Origin of the sequence: Flavobacterium sp. (genome assembly GCF_044341185.1) — a bacterium.
GTDB lineage: Bacteria > Bacteroidota > Bacteroidia > Flavobacteriales > Flavobacteriaceae > Flavobacterium.
This window is the reverse complement of sequence record NZ_JBIISE010000026.1, coordinates 1-19,108: the sequence shown is the minus strand read 5'-3', so window position 1 is coordinate 19,108 and position 19,108 is coordinate 1. Positions and strand designations below refer to the sequence as shown.

Here is a 19,108-nt window from a genome sequence, read left to right as displayed (position 1 = left end):
AAAAACATCTAAATACATTTAAGAAAAAAGATAATTAATAAAACAAAGGTTTAAACGAGTCGGTTTTAATAGTAATTTCTTATTGTATATTTAAAAACACATAAAGTTTTCTTATAGTACTTGTTTTTTAATTTATTTTGAAAAAAGAATTAAAAATTAAAAGAAACCTATTATTTTTACCAAAATTACAAAATCGGTTTCTAAAACCGATTCCTATTAATAATCATATTATAAAAAAATGAAAAAATTAGTAAGCATTGTTGCATTAAGTGTAGCATTAATTTCTTGTCAAGAAACAACAACTTCAAAAGCAGATTTTAAAACAGGTTATATTGATACTTCTGTTTTATTAGAAAAATACGAAAAATTTAAAGATGAAAACGAAAAATTTAAAGTTAAATCTGAAGAATTAGGACGACCATTAGAAGCGAAAGGAAGACAATTACAAGCGGAAAAAGACGCTTTTCAAAGTAATGCACAAGCAAACGGACAAGCTTGGGCACAACAAAAATATGGCGAATTACAACAAAGAGAACAACAAATTTTACAAGAAAGAGATCAAGTTTTAGCACAAATTCAAACAGAAGGCGGAAAATTACAAGACACTTTAATTAAACAAGTAAAAAAATATATCAAAGATTTCGGTAAAAAAGAAAAATTCGATTATATTTTTACTACTTCAGAAGACGCTCCTTCTGTAATTTATGCAAAAGATTCGTATAACTTAACAGATAAGCTACTAAAAGAGCTAAACGATCAATACAAAGCAACGAAAGAAAAAAAATAACAATTTAGCCTTGAGAAATCAAGGCTTTTTATTTTTTAGTATTTTGAATTTGTTTCAGAATCTATTTTCTATTAAATTTGTTTATCAACAAACAATTCAATTCTTTGCCATTACTCTTAACCTAAATTATACGCCAAATGAATCATCTATCAAAAGCCGCTCGGTACACGTTACAATTTATCAACCAAACCAACAAATCTGTTTTTTTAACAGGTAAAGCAGGTACAGGTAAAACCACACTTCTTAAAGAAATTATTGCCACATCACACAAAAACACGGTAGTAGTTGCCCCTACCGGAATTGCCGCACTTAATGCTGGTGGTGTTACCATTCATTCTATGTTTCAATTGCCGTTCGCGGCCTTTATTCCTGATTATAAGGTTATAGATTCCAATTCGTATCAATATAAATTTGAAACGAAAAGTACGATTAGCAAACATTTCCGTATGAACGGCACTAAAAAACAAGTGCTAGTTAATTTAGAATTGTTAATTATTGATGAAGTATCTATGCTTCGTCCGGATGTGTTAGATGCAATCGATTTTATGTTACAAAAAGTGCGACGAATCGATGCGCCTTTTGGTGGCGTTCAAGTGCTTTTTATAGGCGATTTATTGCAATTACCGCCCGTAATTAAGCAAGAAGAATGGTACGAATTAAAGAACTATTATCAAGGTATGTTCTTTTTTCATTCGCAAGTAATACAACAAAATCTACCGTTATATATTGAATTGGATAAAATTTATCGTCAAGATGATGAAGTATTCATTTCTATTTTAAATAACTTAAGAAATAATAAAATTACAACGGAAAATATTGCTGTTTTAAATCAATATGTACATCCAAATTTTAATATCAAAAACCATAACGGTTGTATTATTGTTACTACGCACAATGCAAAAGCAGACGAAATTAATAAAGAAGCTTTAACAGAATTAAAAGCCAAAACAGTTTCTTACTTTCCCGAAATTGTGGAAGATTTTCCCGAAAAAATGTATCCCATTGAACCAAAATTGGATTTAAAAGTGGGTGCTCAAGTAATGTTTATTAAAAACGACACCTCTTTTGAAAAAAATTATTTTAACGGAAAAATAGGTAAAATCACTTCATTAGCTGAAAAAGAAATTTTGGTATATTTTGAAGAAGAAAACAAAACGGTTGAAGTAGATCTTTACACGTGGGAAAACATAAAATATACCGTAAATCCTGACACAAAAGAAATTGAGGAAACAGTTATAGGAACATTTAGTCATTATCCATTAAAATTAGCTTGGGCAATTACGGTTCATAAAAGTCAAGGATTAACTTTCGACAACGCTGCTTTAGATGTTTCACGTGTTTTTGCGCCTGGACAAGCATATGTGGCTTTATCCCGACTTCGATCGTTAAAAGGCTTAATTTTACTTTCTCCGATACAATTAAACGGCATTTCTTCAGATATCGAAGTATTAAATTACGCCAATAATAAAGCAGACGAAATTGTACTAGAAAAATCATTAGTATTAGAAACGAAGCTTTTTTTACGATTAGAATTATGTAAAAGTTTCGATTTCAGACAATTGGCACAAGAATGGCGCAATCATTTATTTTCTTATAATGACGAAGTAGCCAATTCATCAAAATCAAAATACCGAATATGGGCACAACAAAACGAAAGTATTGTGGCGGCTTTATCAGAAACATCTCAAAAATTCAGTAATCAAATTCAGAAAATTTGTTTTCAAGAAGTTATCGATATTCCCTTTTTAGCGGAACGATGCGAAGCGGCTTATCAGTATTATTTTAAAACATTAGATTATCAGGTAACCGATTTACTATTAAAAATTGCTGAAGTAAGCAACTTAAAAAAATCTAAAACGTTTCACGATGAACTTTTGGAACTTGAAGAAATTCAAGTAAAAACGGTTTTACAATTGAAAAAATCGATGCTGTTGATTAAAAATTTAGTAAATGGAATTGATTTTAATAAAAACACCATGTCGTCTGATGAAATGAAGTTTTATAAAATTAATAAAATAGCTTCGTTATCAGAAAAATTCAAGGAAATTGATGGTTTTGTAGCTAAAGATCATTCGGAAACTTTTAGTAAGAAAACTAAAGCCAAAAAAGACAAATCAACCGAACCAAAAAAGACAACCATTGAAATTACTTTAGAACTTTGGAAACAAAATCTATCCGTGGAAGAGATTGCTGCCAAAAGAAAACTTACCGTAAGTTCGATTTATTTACATTTTACGAAACTTATTGAAATGGAAGCATTAACTATTTCAGATATTATGTCCGATGAAAAAATCGCAGCTTTAGAAGAAGCGTTTAAGGACTATAATAATGAAGGCTTAGGTCTTTTAAAAGAAAAACACGGCAATCAATTCTCTTGGGAAGAATTACGTTTGTTTAAAGTGAGCTTGAAGAAATAAGCATATAGTTTCACCACACAGTTTGTCACCCTGAAAGGGTCTCGCACAATATTAATAATTTTAAACCGCCAAAATCAATGATCGAATTTACAGAAGGAATTTATAATTTTTACGTTTATATTCTTACAAATAAAGCAAAAACAGTGCTTTATACAGGAATGACCAATAATCTAAAAAGAAGATTGCACGAACACAAATCAAAATTAAATCCAAATAGTTTTACTGCAAAATACAATGTGTCTTACCTGCTATATTATGAACATTATGGTTGTGTTCAACAAGCAATAGAAAGAGAAAAAGAAATTAAATTAATGAAACGAGATCGTAAACTTGAACTCATTAAAAATTTCAATACAAATTTGGATTTTTTAAACGATACGATTTGACTTGACATGCTTTCAGCAAGACAAACTTTGCGAAAAAAGTGTGGAAAAACAACACAACTTTTTTCAATTCAATAAAAGAGATGCTTTCAGCAAGACAAACTGGGTGTAATTAATACGGTAAATATAACACAACACAACGTTTGTCACCCTGAAATGGTCTCACGTAAATTTTGTTACAACCAATACACGCCCAACAAAGCCGGAATTAAATAAATTACAATCGTTCTGGCGCCGTCATAATCTTTTGCAACTCTTTGTCCAAAAAGCAACAACAAAAGCGTTATACACGAAACCATACAAGCATAATCACCCATAATTGTTCTGCCGCTCGTGATGATTTCAGCAATTCCCATGATAGACAAAACACCAGCTACAATTTCTAAAGCTAAAACCGTTAACAAAGCCGCTGGCACTTGGTTTTTTAAAAATGTTTGAGAAAAATGACCTTTTAACCAACTTACATTTCCGTTCCAATCGGTAATTTTATCGTATCCTGATTGTAAAAAAGTAATGGCTAAAAAAGCTAATAATAGTAGTGCAAATTCATTCATAGTATTTATTTTTTGGTTTGTTTATGCGTTTAATTTATTTCTTTTTTATGCAACAAGCGTGTTAATTTAATCGATAAATCGGTTAAAATAATATTGCTATTTCCGTTTCTTTCAATATGATAAATGGCATCTTCCAATTCTTTAAAAATATCCGCAATATTATTTCCGTGAACAAAAGGTGCAAATTTTTCGAGTTTAAAATTCTCAAAATTTGGTTCTAAATACACCAAATCAGTAGCTTGATAATTTAACAACAAGGCTTGACGGAAAAATTGAATACAAAATTGTAAAAAGTTTTTTTGTGTTTCTCTGCCTTCTTTTGAAATAGTGCTGCTCCAAGAAATTAAATCGGCAATTACGCTTGCATTTCCCTTTGCTTTAAATGCCGCACGAACCCAGTTGATAAACCATTCTTCAAATACAGAATCATCACCATCTTGATGCAAAAAATGTAAGGCTTTATTGTAATTACCATCACACTGATGGGCTATTTTTTTTGCCAAATTTGCCTCAACTTGATGACTAGAAATTAACTTTTCAGTAATAATTTGTTCTGGTATAGCTAAAAAATCAACAACTTGACAACGAGAAATAATCGTTTGTAGTAAATCGTCAATACTTTCAGAAATTAAAATAAAAACCGTTTTTTCTGGTGGTTCTTCCAATAATTTCAGTAATTTATTTGCTGCGTCTGTTCTCATTTTATCGGCCATCCAAATAATCAATACCTTATAGCCTCCTTCATATGCTTTTAATGATAAGTTTTTATTAATTGCCGCCGATTCTTTAACACTAATAATTCCTTGTTTTTTAGGAATTTCTAATTTTTTATACCAGTCAAATAAACTTCCGTATGGGTTTTCTTTAACAAAACTGCGCCACTGATCTAAAAAATTGGCACTAACTACATTATCACCTTTTACATCGTCTGTAGCTGTAATTGGATACACAAAATGCATATCAGGATGAGAAAAATGTTCAAATTTTAAATTGCAAGCACCGTTTCCCGTGTTGTTTTCCCCACCAGTATTGTTACACAAAATGTACTGTGCGTAGGCAATAGCCATTGGCAACGTTCCCGAACCCTCAGGACCAACAAACAATTGAGCATGCGGCACCCTTCCTGCGTTAGCGGTAGTAATTAAAAAGTTTTTAATATGGTCTTGACCAAGTATGTCATTAAATAGCATGTAGCAAATATAAGTGATTTTTATCTTGGTTTAAAATCAAAATTTTATATTTGCAAATATCATAAAGACACAACATCAAACTAAAAACAACAAAACACAATCCTATGAAAACTATTTTCGACATCAATTTTAAAAATAAAAAAGCCTTAATCCGTGTAGATTTTAATGTGCCTTTAGATGAAAATTTTAAAGTTACCGACGCCAACCGAATTGAAGCTGCAAAACCAACTATTGATAAGATTTTAAACGATGGCGGAGCGGTTATTTTAATGTCGCACTTAGGAAGACCAAAAGGAAAAGAAGATAAATATTCTTTGAGTCATATTGTTTATAAAATTGAAGAAGTTTTAGGAAAAAAAGTAAAATTTGCTTCAGATTGTAGAGGTGAAATTGCTAAAGAAGCCGCTGCAAATCTTCAAAATGGCGAAATTTTAGTATTGGAAAATTTACGTTTTTATGCCGATGAAGAAGCTGGAGATGTTGGTTTTTCTAAAGAATTAGCTAGTTTAGGCGATGTGTATGTAAACGATGCCTTCGGAACAGCACATAGAGCCCACGCTTCAACTTCAATTATTGCTAACGAATTTCCAAATGATAAATGTTTCGGCGCTTTATTAGCAAAAGAAATTGAAAGCATCAATAAAGTATTAAAAAACTCTGAAAAACCAGTTACAGCAATACTTGGAGGAAGTAAAGTGTCTTCTAAAATCACCATTATTGAAAACATTTTAGACAAAGTGGATCATATGATTATTGGTGGTGGAATGACGTTTACCTTCATTAAAGCGATGGGTGGAAATATCGGCGATTCTATTTGTGAAGACGACAAAATGGAATTGGCTTTAGACATTATGAAACAAGCTACGGCAAAAGGTGTGAAAATTCATTTACCTGTAGATGTTTTAGCCGCTGATGCGTTTTCAAATGACGCCAACACACAAGTAGTAAATGTGGCTGAAATTCCTGCTGGATGGCAAGGTTTAGACGCGGGTCCGAAAACATTAGAGCAATTTAAAGAAGTTGTTTTAAACTCAAAAACCATACTTTGGAACGGACCAATTGGTGTGTTTGAATTGCCAACGTTTGCCAACGGAACCATTTCCCTTGGCGATTTTATTGCCGAATCTACTAAAAACGGATGTTTCTCTTTAGTGGGAGGTGGTGATAGTGTAGCAGCAGTAAAACAATTTGGTTTAGAAGATAAAATGAGCTACGTTTCTACGGGTGGCGGTGCGATGTTGGAAATGTTAGAAGGAAAAACATTACCAGGAATTGCTGCTATTTTGAAGTAGTTTATGAAATATGCAATCGTTCCTTTTATAGCGCTTGGTATTACATTATCAATGATTTTAGGAATCGAGTATAATTGTGATGGAACTGAAGCATTTCCAACATATTATGGAAGTCCATTTGTTTTCAAAAAAGAATCATTAGGAAGTTCAATGGAATATTTTTTTAGCATTTCAGGATTAGTATTAAATGTCTTGATTTGGAGTTTTATTTTGTTTCTTTTTCATCACTTAATTTCGAGATTAATTAAAAATATTTCAGAATCTAAAATTATTATTGTTGCTTATAAAGTAATGATAGTTGTACTAATTGTGTTTTCTGGATTAAATATTTTGATTACACAAGTAATGATTGGTCGAGGTTTTGAAAAAGGATTAAATTATTGGTATTGGGATATGAATAAAGAAGCCAAGGATTGGGGAATGACCTGTTCTGGAAAATGGAAATCAGACATCTTCTAAAATTAATTTAGATCTAATTCTTTAACCAAATCACCGACGAAATCCCTAAAAAAAACGTTAAAACGTAAAATTTAAACGTTAAAAGTTGGGTAGTTAGCAATAAATAAAATATATTTGCGTTTATACAAGTAATTGTATATTAATGATTTAGATAAAATACTCCGGAATTGATGGAGAAAAAACATATAAAAAGAATGAAAAAAATAGTTTTACTAACCCTTGGTCTTTTTCTGACAAATGCTTTGTTTGCTCAAGAAAGTCAGCAGGTAACACCCACACTTTTTACACCCAAAATATCGTATTTGGATTCGCTTAAAGCGACCTTTACACACCACGCAACAAGTAATTGTATCGACGAAAGATGGCTGAAAGAATTGTCTGACGCTACCTTGTCAAATGAAATGTTTTTTGATATTGAAAACATGAATATCGACGAGAAAGTGGCGTATAACTTAGACACGGAAGTATTAAAAAAGCGATTACGAAAATTAGACGTGCAATCGCCGTTTGTTATTGAGTACAATCCTGCTTTAGAAAACGTAATTAAATCTTTCTTAAAAAACAGAACTAAAAGTTTTGAAAGACAAATGGCGCTTGCAGAATATTATTTTCCATTATTTGAAGAAAAATTATCAAAATACAATTTGCCTTTAGAAATTAAATATTTAGCAATTGTAGAATCGGCTTTACAGCCTAAAGCAAAATCTAAAGTTGGCGCCGGTGGTTTATGGCAATTCATGCCAGCAACTGGTAAACAATACAAATTAAACATTTCTACGTATGTAGATGAGCGTCATGACCCAATAAAATCAACAGAAGCAGCTTGTCATTATATGATGAATATGTATGCCATTTTTGGCGATTGGAGTTTGGTTTTAGCTTCGTACAATTGCGGACCTGGAAATGTTTCTAAAGCCATTAGACGTTCTGGTGGAAAAACAGATTATTGGGAAATTAGAAAATATTTACCAAGAGAAACGGCTAATTATTTACCTGCTTTTTTAGCTACTATGTACATTTACGAGTATAAAAAAGAACACGGTTTGGTGCCTAAAAAAGCAGAAATGACGTATTTTGAAACCGATACCGTTATGGTAAAACAAGCCATGACATTTAAGCAATTAGCGGATTTATTGGATATTTCAGAGGAACAATTAGAATACTTAAATCCAATTTACAAATCAAAATACATTCCTTCAATTGACGATGAATATTTTTATTTGCGTTTACCGAAAAATAAAATTGGGATTTTTGTTTCGAACGAAGAAAAAATATATGGCTATTTAGCATATTTAGAACAAGAAAAAGTAAGAAACCTTCAGTTAGCACTTCAAGCTAAAAAACGCGACAGCATTGCCAAACAAGATTCTTTAGCAGTAGCCACAAGTCTTGTAGTTGCGAATAACGAGCCTGTTGAGATGGAAGAAGTGCTTAAGAAACGCACCAAAGAAGTAGTAAGTAAAAACTTCCATAAAGTGAAAAAAGGGGAAACCCTTAGTCAAATTGCCGACAAAAATAACGTAAGTATTGTTAATTTAAGGAAATGGAACAATATTAAAGGGAGTACCATTAATGCCGGACAAAGTTTAGTGATACAAACTACCAAAAAAGTCACGGTCAACGAGGTCGTCAAAAAACCGAAGCCGAAAACCGAAATAATTGAACCAGAAGTTGAAAATGCAGTTGCTGTAAATACTGAAAAACCAACAGAAAATAAATATTCTTCTGCGAAAAGTAAAATTGAAATCAAAGAAGATTATTATATTGTACAAAAAGGAGATTCTATTTTTTCAATCACTAAAAAATTTCCGAATTTAACGACTGACGATTTAAAAAAGAAAAACGATCTGAAAACAGATAATATTCAACCTGGAATGAAATTAAAAATTCAAGGATAAAAACATTTTTTATTACATCAATGCCTTTGTAAAAGTTTAATTATTAAAAGCTTTACAAAGGTATTTTTGTTTCAATAAACAAAAAAGGATTAGTTTTGTCTTTCAAATTAATAAAATGATTCAATTTAAAATAAAGCCGTTTCACGAACTTTCTACGGATGAGTTATATGCTTTGTTGCAATTGCGCTCAGAAGTATTTGTAGTGGAGCAAAATTGCGTGTATCAAGACATTGATGGAAAAGACCAAAAAGCGATTCATGTTTTAGGGTATTCTGGCGGAGTTTTGGTTGCTTGTTCTCGCCTTTTTAAACCAAAAGATTATTTTGAATACAGTTCGATTGGTCGTGTAATTGTTAAAGAATCGCAACGAGATAAAAAATTTGGTCACGAGTTGATGCGCGTTTCTATAGATGCGATTAAAACCCTTTTTCAGGAAACAAAAATTACAATTTCCGCCCAATTATATTTGCAGAAATTTTACGAAAGTCATGGTTTTTTAGTAGTTGGTGAAAGTTATTTGGAAGACGATATTCCGCATATTGAAATGAGGAAAATGTAGTTAAAATTTCTTCTAAATCTTCGTAATAACCAATTCCACTCTTCTGTCAAATTGCTCATCTTTACCTATGGGTTGTGTGTTTCCGTATCCTTTAAAAGTCATCCGGACTTTACCAATGCCTCTGCTGTGTAAAAATTTATAAACTCTTTCTGCTCTATTTTTTGATAATTCTCTTTTTCGTGTCTCCAAGTCAACAGCGTCTTTATGAGGTGGGGGCGTACAGCAAACGTGACCTTGAATTTCAATTTGAATGTTGGGATATCTTTTTAGTAAAACAACTATCGTTTCGAGTTGTTTAATAGCGCTTTGTTTAAGTCTGCTGCTGCCACTATCAAAAAGTAATTTATCTAAATACACCCGATCGCCTACTAATGCATTTTTTCTGATGGTTTTATATAAACCAGGAATATTTAGTTCTTCCACCACTAAAGGTTTAAAGTTTAAAACCACATCTACACGACGGTTTTTAGCTCTGGCTTCAGGAATGTCTTCTTCTAAATCTTCATCTATAAGTACCTTTCCTTTTCCTTCAATTTTTACAATAATTTTATATTTCACACCTTTTTTTACCAACATGTTTTTGACACTATTGGCGCGATCTTGAGACAATTTGTAGTTGTAATTTATTTTACCTACATCGTCGCAATAGCCATAAATAGATACACTTTGAAGCCGTGTGGTATCAATCAAACTTAAAAAATAGACAACTGCTTCAGCTTGTAAAGGTTTTATTTCACGCACATCGGTATCAAAATAAATAGAATGCACGGTTTCTTCTTGAGAAAACCCAAGAAAAGAAGCAATTAAAAATAGAAATACAACTATTTTCTTCATTTTATTTTTTTAATATTTGTTTGTATTCTGTTGGATTATTTAATATTTGTTGCGCTTTTAGTACATCAGAATATTTAGTGGAAACATAATCGTAAAACGCGTTTCTATAGCCATAACGTAATAGTAATTCTTGTAAAAGTAGACGTTTAATTTCTTCTTTGTTTTTATCTAATTCTTTGTCTTTTGTTTTTTCAATTGCGGCTTCCAATTGTTTTATTTCTACTTGAATGTCGGCATCTATTTTATCTTTTTTAGCGGCTTCTAAAAGGTTTTTTAAAGACTTCTCGCTGTTATTGTTGATTTCAACCCTTTCTTTCTTTAAAAACGCTTTAAACTCGTTGTATTCAGCTTCTGATATATTGCTTGCGCTTTTTGCGTTTGGATTTCTGTAATACAACACGTTTGCAAATTCAAAAACAGCATCTGAGTTCGCAATACTTAAACTGGTGGCGCTTTTTTTCATATCAGCAATTTCTACATCTGGCAAAACTCCTCCGCCATCGTAAACAATTCTTCCGCCTTTAGTTTTAAACGCGTTATATTCTTTTTCAGCTGTTTTTATGGCTTTTCCATTGGCGTCTTTTTTACTGTAATCAGTAGCTTGTATACAACGACCAGAAGGCGTATAATATTTTGAAATGGTTACTTTTACTTGCGTACCATAGGTTAAATTAAATGGACGTTGCACCAATCCTTTTCCAAAACTTCTATTTCCTACAATAACTGCTCGGTCTAAATCTTGCAACGCACCCGAAACAATTTCAGATGCCGAAGCACTTCTGTCATTTACAATAATTACTAATGGAATTTCAGTATCTACGGGTTCGTTTTTCGTTTTATAAATATGATTATGTGTTTTGTTTTGCGATTTTGTTGTGGTAATAATTTCTTCTTTTGGCACAAATAAATTACAAATATTAACCGCTTCGTGAAGTAACCCGCCAGGATTGTCTCGTAAATCTAAAATAATTTTTGTAGCGCCTTGTTCTTTTAATGTTAGTAAGGCGGCTTTGGTTTCTGCAGAAGCTTTTTCGTTAAATTTTTGAAGCACAATATAACCTGTTTTGTCGCTTAATAATTTATAATACGGAACGGCTTTTATTTCTACTTCATCTAAAATAATTTGTCCTTTTTTCTCAACACCTTGACGGAAATATACAATATCAATTTTAGTGTTTTTTGCCCCTTTTAGTAGCTGAGAAGCGTCGTCTTTAAAATCTTTTAGTACGACATCTCCAATTTGGGTAATGACATCACCTGCTTTAAAACCGCCTTTATCGGCAGGCATATTTTCGTATACTTCTTTTATGATTATTTTATCATCTTTTCGTGTAATAATGGCACCAATTCCGGTATATTCTCCTGTGTTATTTATTTTAAATTTTAGTACATCTTGCTCATCAAAGTAAACGGTATAAGGATCCAATTCACTTAGCATGCTTTTTATTGCCACATCCATTAAGTTTCCTGGATTGGTTTCATCTACATAATTTTGGTTGACAATTTTATATAGATTCGTAAAAATTTCAATTTGTTTGGCTAAGGCAAAAAAATCGTTTTGAAAACTTACGGCTACAAATAAAAATCCAGCTACAAGCGTGGGAATTATTACTTTTCTTTTGTTAAAAAAATTCATGAGTTGAGGTATAATATTTTACTAATTTAATTAAAATAGTTGAAACCGATAAAAATTTCAGAATTTACTTAATCGTTTCACTAAATTTTTGAAATAATTGTATGGTTTTTTCTTCTATTTCTTGATACGATAATTTTTCTTTGGTTTGATAAAAAAACATAAAAGCATAAGGTGTTTGGAGGTTGTCTTTCAATAGGTTTTGATTTAACCGATAACATTCTCTAAGTACTCTTTTAAAGTAATTTCGGTCAACCGCTCGTTTAAAATATTTTTTAGAAACGGAAACGCCCATTAAAATTTTTTCAGTATTTGTTTGGTCAGTATTCTTAACATAAACCAATCGTAACGGATATTTAGATATAGATTTTCCTTCAGAAAACAAAAGATCAATTGTTTTATGGCTTTTTAGTTTTTCGTTATTTGGATAAGAAAATTGCATAAGGCAAATGTATAAAAAAGGAAACGGTATAAAAAGAGAAAACCTGAAATGCTGAACTAAATTCAGCATTTCAGGTTTTCAATTCGTTTTAGCATCTGAAACACGTTCAGATTGAAAGGCAATAGTTGCTTGTTACCAAATTTTTACTCTTTTTTCTGGAGCGATATACATTTTATCTCCGGCATTAATATTAAATGCTTTATAGAAAGATTCAATGTTTTGAAGCGGCACATAGGCTCTATATTGTCCTGGTGAATGCGTATCTGTTTTTACTTGATTTTTAATGGCTTCATCACGCATTTTACTTCTCCAAATCGTAGACCAAGAAAGGAAAAAACGTTGTTCAGGTGTAAAACCATCAATTAAACCTGGGTTTCCATTTTCTTTAAGATAAATTTGTAATCCGTCATATGCGGCGTTTACACCACCTAAATCGCCAATATTTTCACCTAATGTAAATTTACCATCTACATAAATTCCTGGTAACGGCTGCAAAGCAGAATACTGATCGGCTAATGCCGTTCCTAACGTAGTGAATTGTTTTAAATCTTCATCACTCCACCAATTAATTAAGTTTCCTTCTGCGTTATATCTTGAACCCGAATCGTCAAATCCGTGAGAAATTTCATGACCAATTACACCGCCAATTCCACCATAATTTACAGCTTCATCTGCTCTGTAATCATAAAAAGGCGGCTGTAAGATAGCAGCTGGGAACACAATTTCGTTATTGGTTGGGCTATAATAAGCGTTTACCGTTTGTGGCGACATTCCCCATTCTTCTTTATTGACTGGTTTTCCAAGTTTTGAAACGTTTTCTTTGTTGCTCCAACGGCTGATGGCCAAAGAATTTTCGTGAAGTGTTCCGCCTTGTTCGGGACTTTTTATTTGTAAAGCACTATAATCTTTCCAAGTATCTGGATATCCTATTTTTACACGGAATTTTTTTAATTTTTGAATCGCGTTTGCTCGTGTTGCAGGTGTCATCCAAGGTAAATTATTGATACGATTTTCGTATGCTTTAAATACATTAGCAATCATTGCTTCTGCTTTTGTTTTCGCTGCAGCTGGAAATTTTTTCTCAATGTATAATTTTCCTAAAGCCTCACCTAAAACACCGTTTACAGTTGCTAAAGCTCTTTCCGTAGCAGGTCTTTGTTTTACAGCACCAGACAAGGTTTTGCTGTAAAAATCCCAATCTGTTTTTTCAATTTCGGTGGTTAATTCATCGGCATTCGAACGTAAAAGTGTCCAAGTCATATAGGCTTTCCAATCATCTACTTTATTTTCTTTAAGAATTTCGTCTAATTTAGTAAGGTATTTTGGTTGAGAAACCACAATAGAATCCAATTTACTAAATCCAGATTTTTCAAAATAAGCAGCCCAATTATTTGATGGCGCTATTTTTTGTAAATCGGCAACAGACATCGGATTGTATGTTTTGCGACGGTCACGTCTTTCTACTCGGTCTAAAGTTGGTTCCGATAAAGAGATTTCGAAAGCCAAAACTCTTGCTGCTTTTTCAGAAGCGGTTTTTGGATCCATACCTAAATAGCCAAACATTTTAGCAATGTGTAACACATATTTTTCTCTTTTTTCTTTCGTGTCAGGTTTGTCAGACATATAATAATCTTTATCAGGTAAACCCAGACTTCCTGTTCCTACATATACAACATTTTTGTTGCTGTTTTTAGCATCGGCACCTACAAATGAACCAAAAAAACCTAAACTTGCATCAGCTTTGGTTTCAACTAATAGATTCATTAAATCGGTACTATTTTTTACCGCGTTTATTTTTTCTAAATAAGGTTTGATTGGCGCAACACCTAATTTGTTTCTAGAAACCGTATCTAAAATCGATTTGTATAAATTTACGGCTTTTGCTTGGTCTGATTTTGGATCCAAATTTTTATTAGCAACGGCTTCTTTTAAAATAACCATTACATCATCGTCTGTGTTTTTTCTTAACTCGTCAAAACTTCCCCAACGGGTTCTGTCGGCAGGAATCTCGGTTTTATCTAACCAAGTTCCGTTTACATATCTAAAAAAGTCGTCATTTGGTTTTACAGAAGTATCCATAAACTCCGTTCGAATTCCGAATTTTTCAGATTTTGTAACTACAGCTTCACCTGAAAGACCGTCTTTTCCTGGTTGTCCATCTTTTCCGATTGTTACAGAGCAACTTTGAAAAAATACAACTAAGGCAACTGCTACACTAGCTTGTATGGTTTTGTTTTTCATTTTTATAATTTTTTAAATGGTTGATTTTTATTGTTATGTGAATTACAAATCTATTAAAAAAACTTATATTATTTTACGATACAAACTGTTAATTACATTCCTAATAAGATAAAATAGTCTTATTTTTGTAAAAAAAGCCTTAAAAATGCTAAAATATAAAAAACTATATATCTTTTTTGTGGGGTTACTTATTGTAATTTTTATATCCATTTACACATTATTAAACAAAAAAACCTTACCTATAATTACCCCTAGAGACGTAAACCCAGAGCTGGTAGATTCTTTAGTACAGCATGTAGGTTACAACCATAAAATAGCACCATTTGCTTTTACCAATCAAAACGGAAAAAAGATTACAAATAAAGACTATGAGGGCAAAATTTATGTAGCTGATTTCTTTTTTACGACTTGTCAAACCATTTGTCCAAAAATGACAGATAATATGGTTTGGTTACAAGACAAAATAAAAGACAATCCGAAAGTGAAACTGCTTTCTCATTCTGTTTTTCCCGATGAAGATACAGTTGAGGTATTAAAAAAATACGCCAAAGAAAAAGGGGTAATTGATGTAAAATGGAATTTAGTCACCGGAAATCAGCAAGAAATTTATAAAATAGCACGGCAATCTTACTTGGTTGTAAAAACAGGTAAACTTGAAGAACTTTACGATATGGTACATACCGAAAACTTTGTTTTAGTGGATCAAAAAGGTAGAATTAGAGGGTTTTACAACGGATTGAATATAGATAAAAACGTAAAAGGCGAAAAAAACCTCACACAATTAGTGGAAGATATCGAATTTTTATCTGAGAAAGATTAATTGTATTTCATCTTTCTTAAAATTCTCAGACTATCTTTAAAACTTAGAAAAGCCATTGAATTTGGATACGCTTTTAATACGCTTTTTGCTTCTATAAGCTTTTGTTTAGCATCTGTAAATCCGTTTAAATAGCAAATCATTAATGTAGGCGCAATTCTTAAAACGTCTTCTTCTAAAACCTCTATATTTTTCTCTAATTTATCAAGAGTGTTTCTAACGGCATTATAAATATGAAAAAGTAATTTTTTATTGTATTGTGGCGGTTCAAAAAGCAGTTCAGTTTCCATTTTATAATAGCCGTTATCATAAAAATGAAAGGTTAAACGCTCTAACGGATAATAACTAGTGGCATCATTTAAACCTAGTTTTACATATTCTGTAATTGTAAATCGATCATCATCGTATTGAATAATTACTTCATCTTGGTTGGAATAAAATAGCTTAATTTGTTCGTTCATCAGTTCAATAGCGACTCTCGAATAATACGTTTCATTTCGAACTATATGTTTTTTTCCAGCCCAACACACCACAAAATTCTCTTTAAACACTTGATATTGATTATCTAAATCTTTGTGTCGAACTGTTATAAAATCCAATACACTTTCAAGGGTGAGCGCTATACTATTTCTTGAATTATTTTCAATACTAATAACTGTGGCTACATTTGATTTTGAAACCGCAATTTTTTCTTCAGTAGGAACGGTGTTACTTCCTATTCTTATAAAAGTACTATTAATTAATATCGTATAAATATTTTTTTTAAAATAGGAAATTTTATTTTTTGGTTTAATAGTAACCAAACCAACGACTCTTTCTTTTGGTAAATTTGGGAAAGAGATATTGTCATAAGTAATTTTAGGTGGATTTTCTAAATAAGCATTTACAAGATTTTGAATTCGGCTATCATCAAAAAAGTCATCGCCAACTATTTCATTATTATCATCTTCAACACCAACTACAATATAGGAATTATTAAACGGGTTGGAATTGGATAAGGCGCATATATGTTTTAAAAACTTTCCTTTTCCTTCTTTGGTATGCAAATTTAATTGGCGTTTTTTATCATAAAAACTATTTTCGTTATTATGTGCCAATAAATTTTTAACCAAAAGCCGTTTATTAATCATAATTTATGGAATTTTAGTTCCAATACTTTCTGTCCAAATCGCAAACCAATCTTCTAATTCTAATTCAAAACTTTTAAGATATTTCAAGCTTTTAATGCGATCAATTTGTGTAGTGCCAATAACAGGCTGAATCTTTGCTGGATGTTTTAAAACCCAAGCCAAAAGGAGTAAGTCATCAGAAACGCTATATTTTTTAGTTAATTTTTGAAGTAAATTTCTTAATCGAATGGTTTGCGGAATAACTTCTTTATAAACAGATCCTAAAGGATTCCAAGCCATAGGTTGAATGTTATGTAGTGCCATATAATCCAATTCTCCGTTTAACATTGGTTGTAAATGCGTAGCAGAAAATTGAATTTGATTATAGGATACGGAACTATATTTTTTGATTAAATCGGTTTGTGAAGGTGTAAAGTTTGACAAGCCAAAAGCGAGTATTTTTCCAGATTTTTTAAGTTCAGAAACAGCTTCAGCAACAACTTCAGTTTCCATAAGCGGACTCGGCCTGTGTAAAAGCAACACATCAATATAATCGGTTTGTAAATTTTTTAATGAATTTTCAACGCTCCAAACAATGTGTTCTTTTGTATAATCGTAATGTTTAATTCCGTACTCTCGTTCCTCACAAACATATTTTATACCACATTTTGTAATAAATTGCACTTCTTTTCTGTCAATATCCATTTGACCCCATGCATTTCCAAAATCGGCTTCTGTGGTATAGCCGCCATAAATATCAGCGTGGTCAAATGTTGAAACCCCTTCTTTAACGCAAGTAGTAATGAGTTGCTGAATGTCAGTTTGGTTAAAATTTCTTCCCCATTTTCCCCAATTCATAGTTCCGGCAATTATAGATGATTTTTGAATAGACATGTCAGATATTTTTTATAAAAATAATAAGTATTTTTTAATTAGTTATAAAGATATAACTATTTACGAATAATTTAACCGAGAAGTAACATCAACGAATAAAATTATCATAATTTTTATGATTATTATTTTACATAAAAACATTAATATTATTAAAATTCGTTGGTATCATATTTATTTAAGTTATTTATAAAATTAAAACTGTTTATTTTTCTTTTTATAGAATAAATAACCAAATCATTTCTATTATTCACAACTGTAAAATTCGGATTAAGAATTAGTTAAACAATAATTGAATAAACAATATTTTATTAAAATTAAATTTTTGAAAATAATATTTGTATTTTAGCACTTTTAATGAAAAATTAATTATGAGCCTAATTGTATTAACAGGAACTACTGGATATATCGGACAAAACCTTACAAAATATTTTAATTCAAAATCTAAAAAAAACAAATCAATTTCACTTCGCTTTCAAAATTGGCACAAAATGATGCCTTTAGAAACTGAAACGATTATTCATTTGGCGGCTATAAATTTAAATCCTCTGGATAGTGCGTTTGATGAAGAATATTTTAGAGTTAATACAGAACTAACGGCAAAATTATTTAGATTTTTCTTAAACTCTAACGCAAAAACTTTTATCTTTTTAAGCACCACTGAATTAATTGATAAGCAAATTTTAGAAGTAACAGAAGATGCCAAATTAAATCCAACTAATCCTTATCTTCTATCAAAATTTGATGCGGAACAGTTCATTTTAAAGCAAGATTTACCAGAAGGAAAAAGAGCCATTATATTAAGAGTAGCACCCGTTTATGGAAGAGAAACCAAAAGTATTCTTCATGATACATTTAGTTTCTGTAAAAAGTTTCCTTGGTTTTTTGGTGTCTTTGACACAAAAAAATCTTTTTGTTATATTGATAATTTGACGGAAATTATCGCACAAATTTCTGAAAAAACATCAGTTCCTTCAGGAATTTATAATGTTTCAGATAACGAGCCAATAGAAACTACACAATTGGTCAATTGGATTGCTGATGTTTTCGAAAAAAAAGCCAAAATCATTAAAGTGCCAAAAGGCTTATTAAATCTTGTTGCAAAAATAGGCGACATATTCAAATGGGAATATAATTCTAAAAAGCTTTTAGAAATTTCTCAATCAAGAATCATTAACGGGAACAAATTAAAAGAAGTTCTAGAGATGAATAAAATGCCTTTTGAAACAGAAATCGCTGTGCAAAAAACTATTGAGTATTATGATTCAATAAAAATATAAATTGTACTGAATTTTTTTTACTTAACTAATATTCTCAACACCTATGTAGAATGTATTATAATACAAACACTGCAGATATTATTGAGTACATGGTATTAAAAACAGAAGATTTCAAAAGATAATCTACAATTTAATAATTAATAACTTATATTATATAATAGTAAATACTTATAAACATATTACTTTTTATAAATGAAGCGTTTGAAATTTAAAAAAAACAAGTACTTTTGTTGTATAAATTATTTTTAATTGAAAAAATATTAAACTGTTTATAAACAGTATGAATTTAATTATAAAAGTAGTCAATGAAATGTAAATTCCA

17 protein-coding genes are annotated in these 19,108 nt (G+C 31.0%); 9 read left to right on the top strand and 8 right to left on the bottom strand.

Annotation, left to right across the window (positions count from 1 at the left end; genetic code table 11):
* Positions 1–238 precede the first annotated feature (238 nt).
* From ACIQZ1_RS07000 to ACIQZ1_RS06990, 3 genes are all read left to right on the top strand, one after another.
* Positions 239–787, top strand: a complete 549-nt coding sequence (locus ACIQZ1_RS07000) for an OmpH family outer membrane protein (RefSeq protein WP_396160267.1) — start codon at positions 239–241, stop codon at positions 785–787.
* Between the two features lie 137 nt (positions 788–924).
* Complete coding sequence (locus ACIQZ1_RS06995; protein ID WP_396160266.1) at positions 925–3,204, top strand: helix-turn-helix domain-containing protein; 2,280 nt, start codon at positions 925–927, stop codon at positions 3,202–3,204.
* Positions 3,205–3,281: 77 nt separating this feature from the next.
* A complete protein-coding gene (locus tag ACIQZ1_RS06990; protein ID WP_396160265.1) occupies positions 3,282–3,590 on the top strand; it encodes a GIY-YIG nuclease family protein in 309 nt (102 codons plus the stop codon).
* A gap of 173 nt (positions 3,591–3,763) precedes the next feature.
* Here the strand turns inward: ACIQZ1_RS06990 and ACIQZ1_RS06985 are convergent, their stop codons facing one another.
* Together ACIQZ1_RS06985 and ACIQZ1_RS06980 are read right to left on the bottom strand one after the other, a co-directional pair.
* Complete coding sequence (locus tag ACIQZ1_RS06985) at positions 3,764–4,141, bottom strand: DoxX family protein (RefSeq protein WP_396160264.1); 378 nt, start codon at positions 4,139–4,141, stop codon at positions 3,764–3,766.
* A gap of 29 nt (positions 4,142–4,170) precedes the next feature.
* The gene (locus ACIQZ1_RS06980) at positions 4,171–5,331 is read right to left on the bottom strand and encodes an ATP-binding protein (RefSeq protein WP_396160263.1); all 1,161 of its coding nucleotides are present in this window, start codon (positions 5,329–5,331) and stop codon (positions 4,171–4,173) included.
* 104 nt (positions 5,332–5,435) lie between these two features.
* Here ACIQZ1_RS06980 and ACIQZ1_RS06975 point away from each other — a divergent pair, with 104 nt between their 5' ends.
* The 4 genes from ACIQZ1_RS06975 to ACIQZ1_RS06960 all read left to right on the top strand — a co-directional run bounded on the left by ACIQZ1_RS06975 (position 5,436) and on the right by ACIQZ1_RS06960 (position 9,539).
* Complete coding sequence (locus ACIQZ1_RS06975) at positions 5,436–6,623, top strand: phosphoglycerate kinase (protein ID WP_396160262.1); 1,188 nt, start codon at positions 5,436–5,438, stop codon at positions 6,621–6,623.
* A gap of 3 nt (positions 6,624–6,626) precedes the next feature.
* A complete protein-coding gene (locus ACIQZ1_RS06970) occupies positions 6,627–7,082 on the top strand; it encodes a hypothetical protein (protein ID WP_396160261.1) in 456 nt (151 codons plus the stop codon).
* 194 nt (positions 7,083–7,276) lie between these two features.
* Positions 7,277–8,980 carry a transglycosylase SLT domain-containing protein gene (locus tag ACIQZ1_RS06965; protein ID WP_396160260.1) on the top strand — a complete coding sequence of 568 codons (1,704 nt, stop codon included), beginning with the start codon at positions 7,277–7,279 and terminating at the stop codon, positions 8,978–8,980.
* Between the two features lie 115 nt (positions 8,981–9,095).
* Complete coding sequence (locus ACIQZ1_RS06960) at positions 9,096–9,539, top strand: GNAT family N-acetyltransferase (protein ID WP_396160259.1); 444 nt, start codon at positions 9,096–9,098, stop codon at positions 9,537–9,539.
* A 12-nt stretch (positions 9,540–9,551) separates the two neighbouring features.
* On the opposite strand, the gene ACIQZ1_RS06955 is transcribed toward ACIQZ1_RS06960, so the two are convergent.
* The 4 genes from ACIQZ1_RS06955 to ACIQZ1_RS06940 form a co-directional block, all read right to left on the bottom strand.
* Positions 9,552–10,373, bottom strand: a complete 822-nt coding sequence (locus ACIQZ1_RS06955; RefSeq protein WP_396160258.1) for an OmpA family protein — start codon at positions 10,371–10,373, stop codon at positions 9,552–9,554.
* 1 nt (position 10,374) lies between these two features.
* The gene (locus tag ACIQZ1_RS06950) at positions 10,375–12,009 is read right to left on the bottom strand and encodes a S41 family peptidase (RefSeq protein ID WP_396160257.1); all 1,635 of its coding nucleotides are present in this window, start codon (positions 12,007–12,009) and stop codon (positions 10,375–10,377) included.
* 64 nt (positions 12,010–12,073) lie between these two features.
* Complete coding sequence (gene rnpA, locus ACIQZ1_RS06945; protein ID WP_396160256.1) at positions 12,074–12,448, bottom strand: ribonuclease P protein component; 375 nt, start codon at positions 12,446–12,448, stop codon at positions 12,074–12,076.
* A gap of 132 nt (positions 12,449–12,580) precedes the next feature.
* Positions 12,581–14,689 carry a M13 family metallopeptidase gene (locus ACIQZ1_RS06940; RefSeq protein ID WP_396160255.1) on the bottom strand — a complete coding sequence of 703 codons (2,109 nt, stop codon included), beginning with the start codon at positions 14,687–14,689 and terminating at the stop codon, positions 12,581–12,583.
* Between the two features lie 145 nt (positions 14,690–14,834).
* Between ACIQZ1_RS06940 and ACIQZ1_RS06935 the strand changes: the two genes are divergently transcribed.
* On the top strand, positions 14,835–15,509 hold the full coding sequence (locus ACIQZ1_RS06935) for an SCO family protein (RefSeq protein ID WP_396160254.1): 675 nt from the start codon (positions 14,835–14,837) through the stop codon (positions 15,507–15,509).
* Here ACIQZ1_RS06935 and ACIQZ1_RS06930 read toward each other — a convergent pair.
* Both ACIQZ1_RS06930 and ACIQZ1_RS06925 read right to left on the bottom strand, forming a co-directional pair.
* Positions 15,506–16,636, bottom strand: coding sequence for an ATP-binding protein (locus ACIQZ1_RS06930; protein WP_396160253.1), 1,131 nt, complete (start codon positions 16,634–16,636; stop codon positions 15,506–15,508). The genes ACIQZ1_RS06935 and ACIQZ1_RS06930 overlap by 4 nt on opposite strands.
* Positions 16,637–16,639: 3 nt before the next feature.
* Positions 16,640–17,509 carry an aldo/keto reductase family oxidoreductase gene (locus ACIQZ1_RS06925; RefSeq protein ID WP_396160252.1) on the bottom strand — a complete coding sequence of 290 codons (870 nt, stop codon included), beginning with the start codon at positions 17,507–17,509 and terminating at the stop codon, positions 16,640–16,642.
* Positions 17,510–17,877: 368 nt separating this feature from the next.
* Here ACIQZ1_RS06925 and ACIQZ1_RS06920 point away from each other — a divergent pair, with 368 nt between their 5' ends.
* Positions 17,878–18,786, top strand: coding sequence for an NAD-dependent epimerase/dehydratase family protein (locus tag ACIQZ1_RS06920; RefSeq protein ID WP_396160251.1), 909 nt, complete (start codon positions 17,878–17,880; stop codon positions 18,784–18,786).
* The last annotated feature ends 322 nt before the right edge of the window (positions 18,787–19,108 follow it).

Excerpts from the sequence above, each read along its gene's own strand:
- ACIQZ1_RS07000 (WP_396160267.1), top strand. The coding sequence starts at position 239 with ATGAAAAAATTAGTAAGCATTGTTGCATTAAGTGTAGCATTAATTTCT.
- ACIQZ1_RS06995 (WP_396160266.1), top strand. The coding sequence starts at position 925 with ATGAATCATCTATCAAAAGCCGCTCGGTACACGTTACAATTTATCAAC.
- ACIQZ1_RS06990 (WP_396160265.1), top strand. The coding sequence starts at position 3,282 with ATGATCGAATTTACAGAAGGAATTTATAATTTTTACGTTTATATTCTT.
- ACIQZ1_RS06985 (WP_396160264.1), bottom strand. The coding sequence starts at position 4,141 with ATGAATGAATTTGCACTACTATTATTAGCTTTTTTAGCCATTACTTTT.
- ACIQZ1_RS06980 (WP_396160263.1), bottom strand. The coding sequence starts at position 5,331 with ATGCTATTTAATGACATACTTGGTCAAGACCATATTAAAAACTTTTTA.
- ACIQZ1_RS06975 (WP_396160262.1), top strand. The coding sequence starts at position 5,436 with ATGAAAACTATTTTCGACATCAATTTTAAAAATAAAAAAGCCTTAATC.
- ACIQZ1_RS06970 (WP_396160261.1), top strand. The coding sequence starts at position 6,627 with ATGAAATATGCAATCGTTCCTTTTATAGCGCTTGGTATTACATTATCA.
- ACIQZ1_RS06965 (WP_396160260.1), top strand. The coding sequence starts at position 7,277 with ATGAAAAAAATAGTTTTACTAACCCTTGGTCTTTTTCTGACAAATGCT.
- ACIQZ1_RS06960 (WP_396160259.1), top strand. The coding sequence starts at position 9,096 with ATGATTCAATTTAAAATAAAGCCGTTTCACGAACTTTCTACGGATGAG.
- ACIQZ1_RS06955 (WP_396160258.1), bottom strand. The coding sequence starts at position 10,373 with ATGAAGAAAATAGTTGTATTTCTATTTTTAATTGCTTCTTTTCTTGGG.
- ACIQZ1_RS06950 (WP_396160257.1), bottom strand. The coding sequence starts at position 12,009 with ATGAATTTTTTTAACAAAAGAAAAGTAATAATTCCCACGCTTGTAGCT.
- rnpA (WP_396160256.1), bottom strand. The coding sequence starts at position 12,448 with ATGCAATTTTCTTATCCAAATAACGAAAAACTAAAAAGCCATAAAACA.
- ACIQZ1_RS06940 (WP_396160255.1), bottom strand. The coding sequence starts at position 14,689 with ATGAAAAACAAAACCATACAAGCTAGTGTAGCAGTTGCCTTAGTTGTA.
- ACIQZ1_RS06935 (WP_396160254.1), top strand. The coding sequence starts at position 14,835 with ATGCTAAAATATAAAAAACTATATATCTTTTTTGTGGGGTTACTTATT.
- ACIQZ1_RS06930 (WP_396160253.1), bottom strand. The coding sequence starts at position 16,636 with ATGATTAATAAACGGCTTTTGGTTAAAAATTTATTGGCACATAATAAC.
- ACIQZ1_RS06925 (WP_396160252.1), bottom strand. The coding sequence starts at position 17,509 with ATGTCTATTCAAAAATCATCTATAATTGCCGGAACTATGAATTGGGGA.
- ACIQZ1_RS06920 (WP_396160251.1), top strand. The coding sequence starts at position 17,878 with ATGAGCCTAATTGTATTAACAGGAACTACTGGATATATCGGACAAAAC.